Here is a 4336-nt window from a genome sequence, read left to right on the forward strand (position 1 = left end):
CCCGCATTTTCAAATCATCGTCGTCACGATAGTTCTGACGTTCGTTTCGCGTATCCCTGATTTGTGCATAGTGTTTGCGGGCGTGCTTGAGATACTTCGCGATCGCAGCGCTCTGGCCCACCGCCTCTTCTGCCAATGCGCCAAGCGTTTTGACAGTGTCCTCCTCCCCCAATGCCGGATTGTTGTCCTGGAACTGGTTAATGAGTTCTCTAATCACTGCCGGATCGGAACCGGCCTGCTGACGCAGTGTCTTGGCAAATTCTTTGGTGCTCGCGTGGTAATACTCAACCGGGTCCGCCAGGCGGTTGAGTGCCAGCGCATCTTTTGGGTCGATTTTCCCGCTATCGAGAAGGCCCGTGAGATAAGGCATGAGCGTATTGCTCAATGCGATTTTTGACCGGTCATCCCAGCGGCTTAGTTTCGCCAGACTACGGAGGCCAGCGGCTTTCGCAAGACCATTACCATATGCGCCCCAGGGGAATTTCTCCGGCTCCTCCCCCATATTGAGCTCACAAATATTGGACAATGTGTGGAAGTCGCGTTCCTCGAGCTCATCACCCTTCAAATGCGATGCGAACAACAACAACTCATTGGTGAACTCGTAGTCACCTGAGCCAATCGCATCCATTTGCTCAAGTCCATCGCGAAAGTAGACCGCTGCTTCATCTGTATTAGCAGGGAGCATAGCGCGAGCCAATGCGCCGAACAGGGAGGCTCTGGTGTCAACATCGTCTTCCCTCTCTATCATCTCCCGTGCCTTAATAGCCTGCTCTCCGGCCAGTTCCTGACAGGGTAATCGTTGCGCCAAAATCGCCACGATACGCACGAGCGTATGTGCTGCCAGCCTATGCTTTTGTGCCTGTGCCAGAAAACGCTCTATGTAGTCCGGTTTCAGGTCGGACCGTGCCCAGAGCGTAAAAAGGGCGATATCCATGCCAAGTGAACTGAAGAAGAAATCGATACGCTCACTTCGGTAATGGTCACGGTTCTTGGAACACTCTTCCCATATCTGAACGAACTGCCGGAAAGCCTTACCTAAACCGAGAGGGGTTGCTCCAAGCAAAGAAGACAGCGCCTTGGTTAGCGCTAGAAGAGGCTCCAGTCGATGATTGAGAAACCGCTCCGCGTTCTGCGATTGATCATGGCTGAGCCCCTCTGTGCGCGGTTCCTTTCCCTTCTCTTTTCTAGTGGCGCGCACGTGCCTCGAAAGATGTTCTTTTGCCTTTTTGATGAATTCCTTGCCCGTTACTTGTTTGCTTATGCGCCCACAGATCGGATGCAATTCCTTCGGAAGAAGATCCTTTTCGTGAATGGCTGCGTTCTTTGCAGCCGCTCGGAGAGCCACGCGAAATATATAGGTAAAAACATCCTGGCTGTCGTACGAATTTCGGAAGCGACAGAGATCCGGGCGTTGATGCGGGGCGCGTAAGGATATGGTCATCGCCTCCGCCGAGAGACCGAGCGACAACGCGATAGCGGCCGCCTTTCGTAGCCCATCCTGAATGTCATAGGGCCGCTCTCGATGAAACGCGCTCGGGAGATCGAGTTTCGTCGGCTTGCATCGTCTGGCAAGCTTGACTGTGAGTTCCTTGCTCTTCTGACGGGAAAGGTTCTGGAACGAAAGTGCAGAGGCCAGCGCCCCGATCCTCGAGAGATCGTCAGTAAAACCAGTCAACCGCCCCGCGGGCTCAGAGCGAATTGATTGGGCGAGATGGGCATAACCGAACACAGTCTCGCAGACCTCATACGCATACCAGTCCCGCCACCTCTCCATATACCGCGCCGCGTCTTTTCCTCGCCCTTGCGAGATCAGGAAAAATGGAATTGCTGCGATGTCGGTGCGCTCGGGCCCCGGATCGTGCATGCGATCATCGCTACGCGATCTGCTGTAGTGGTTAATCCATTCGTTGTCCAGATGGGCATGGCGGTTCGCTTCTTCAAAATCGCCCGATAGCGTATTGGCGATCGCAAGTCTGGCATGACGGGTCCCTGGCCAGCCTGTCCTCACCTCAAATAGACGCCGCGTTGCATCGACATCGCGCGCCGCAACAACCAGATCCGGATGATCAAGAATGTATTCGGCACCACGTTGCTCGACTGCCGCGATGGTCGACAGTTCCAGAAGCAAGTGAACCAGGTTGTTATAGTTTTTCTTCAGTGCCGCATGAAGGGTCGCGGCTTTAAGTCTTGCGTATCTGACATTGCGTTTGCCGACGGTACTCGTAATCGCCGAAGGGATACGACCGTCAAAAGCCAGTGCAAGGAGCTGATCACCATCATCCAGCTTGTGCAACAGACCCGGTAGGGCACGGGCCGCATAGACAGAGACATCCTGGCGCGCTTGAAGATTATTGGCTACCCGGCGAAGCGCATCTGCCGATGATGCATACCAACTATGGACTAGCGTCTCGGTCGGCTCGTCACGAAACATCAGTCCCTGACTGGTCCGTTCGAGTAGCGGACTCAGGTCAGACGCAAAGCTCTGGATCGCACTGATTTCAATCCCGTGAGCCCCCGCGTACTCTTCGAGCGGAACTGGGGGAGGCAAAACAGCGAGTCCCGCAAGAAAAGCCTTGATATCCTTCTGTTCGTAGCAGCGCTCCATGGCGGTTTTCAGTGCGCCCTCAATCCGCTCCTGGATCAGATCATCGAGTTCCAGCTTCTTCCCTATCTCAGACTCTTCGAGAAGGCCCCGCCCTGCTTTTAGGAGATATTCAAGGACGCGCGGGTTACCACCCGAACGGGCTTGGGCAACGTTAATCTCCGTATGCGAAACATTCTTGAGCCGCGCGCGTAAAAAAGACGCCGTTTCGTCGTTCGAAAAAGGGCTTAACTCCAACTCATCGTATCTGGCGTAAGTCTTTGGCTTGCGTTCCGTCCGGCAGGAAACGATGAGCTTAACGCCAGGCACAGACTCGGTATCGAGGCTTTCCAGAAGTTTTATGGGAAAGCAGTCCTCGCTGTGCTGACCCGCCACGAATTCGGCGTTGTCTATAGCGTCAATGAATAGCGCCAGCCCTCTACCGGGCATCATCCGCGAAATCGTCTCAACGCTTTGCTTCAGACGCCGCCTGAATGTACTGAGCAATGTTTGAAGGTCCGCGCTATCCGGGAGCATCGGGTCGCATAAACCGCGAAACGCCAGCGTGTTGGCGATATGTATGAGGCCCCTTTTCGGCAAATGCCGGGCATCTTCAGGCGAGCGATAAGCTCCGCCGCCAAAGCAATCGAAAAATATGACTTCGTGTGCGTTAGCAACCTTCGTTGCCAAGGTATCCATGAAGACCGTTTTGCCAACGCCGCCTGCTGCATGGATCAGCAGTGGAGAGCGCGCTGCGGCAATCCGGTCAATGGCTTCCGGTAGCTGCTGTCGTTCCAACACTTTGCCAACATCTGCGAGCGCAGATTCACATGGCAATAAATCCCTGGGATCGCCGATTTGCAGCGCTGCCAGAACATCGGTCCGGGTGATCAAATTACGATCGGTCCCGGCGTAGCCCGCTTTTTCCCGAACCAAGTTCCTGATCTGTCCAAGGCGGGCCGCAGCAATAGGATCACTCGTGGCTGACCAGTCGACGAGCAGGCTTGCCAGCTCGTTCTTCGCTGCGGGCAGATTTCCTGTCCGTCCGATGAATTTCAATTTTCCCGCAAAGGCCGCAAGAACCTTGTCTGTAAGGCCGGAGGCCGTCTGAACCTGTTTTGCCTGCTGTTCTACTTCTCCCTTTCGTGGGGAACTGGCCGCCAAGGCATCGATCGCCTTGATCAGTGATTCACTGATTGGCTGATTGGTGACCAGCTGAAATTCGAGCTTTTCATCAACGGCCTGCGCACCGTACTTCCTTTTGAACTCACGGTATGCCTGAGCGAACTTCTGTACCGTTTTCTTCGCATTCGTTGCACGAAAGTCCTTATCTTTGCCAGCGATGGAGTATTTGAATTGTGCGAAAGTAACGCGTGACGCCCGCTCAAACGTATGACCTTTGCCGTAGTAGAAGGTGAGATCCGCAATCTCAACGGTTTGGGTTGACGCTTTTGCCTGATCAGCTGGAGACGGGCCTTCAACCGCGATCGCGGTTAGATCACTATCAGGCCAAAGGAGCTGCATAGCCTTCCGGGCCGTCCATGCCTCATGGTATTCGTGACCGTCACGAGATGCCCTGACTTTGTCTATGCTGCGTTTTCGCACCGTCATAAACCTTCCCAAGCGTGTATTCTGCCTCGTGATAGATTTTGGGACATCCCAGTCCCCAAAATCGACTCGGCCTTTGACAACCTATTGGTGCCCCAGCCGTCCTGGTCACCCAGCACTACGCAACAACTTCGCAAGCTCGTTGCT

1 protein-coding gene is annotated in these 4336 nt (G+C 54.5%); it reads right to left on the reverse strand.

All coding sequences use genetic code 11. From position 1 onward, the window contains the following. On the reverse strand, positions 1-4192 hold a 4192-nt coding region (locus ACOCD2_RS13315; protein WP_419625731.1), incomplete at its 3' end, for an NACHT domain-containing protein. Positions 4193-4336 lie beyond the last annotated feature (144 nt).

Origin of the sequence: Thiolapillus sp., from assembly GCF_048562965.1 — a bacterium.
In the GTDB taxonomy this organism is placed as follows: domain Bacteria; phylum Pseudomonadota; class Gammaproteobacteria; order Chromatiales; family Chromatiaceae; genus Thiolapillus; species Thiolapillus brandeum_A.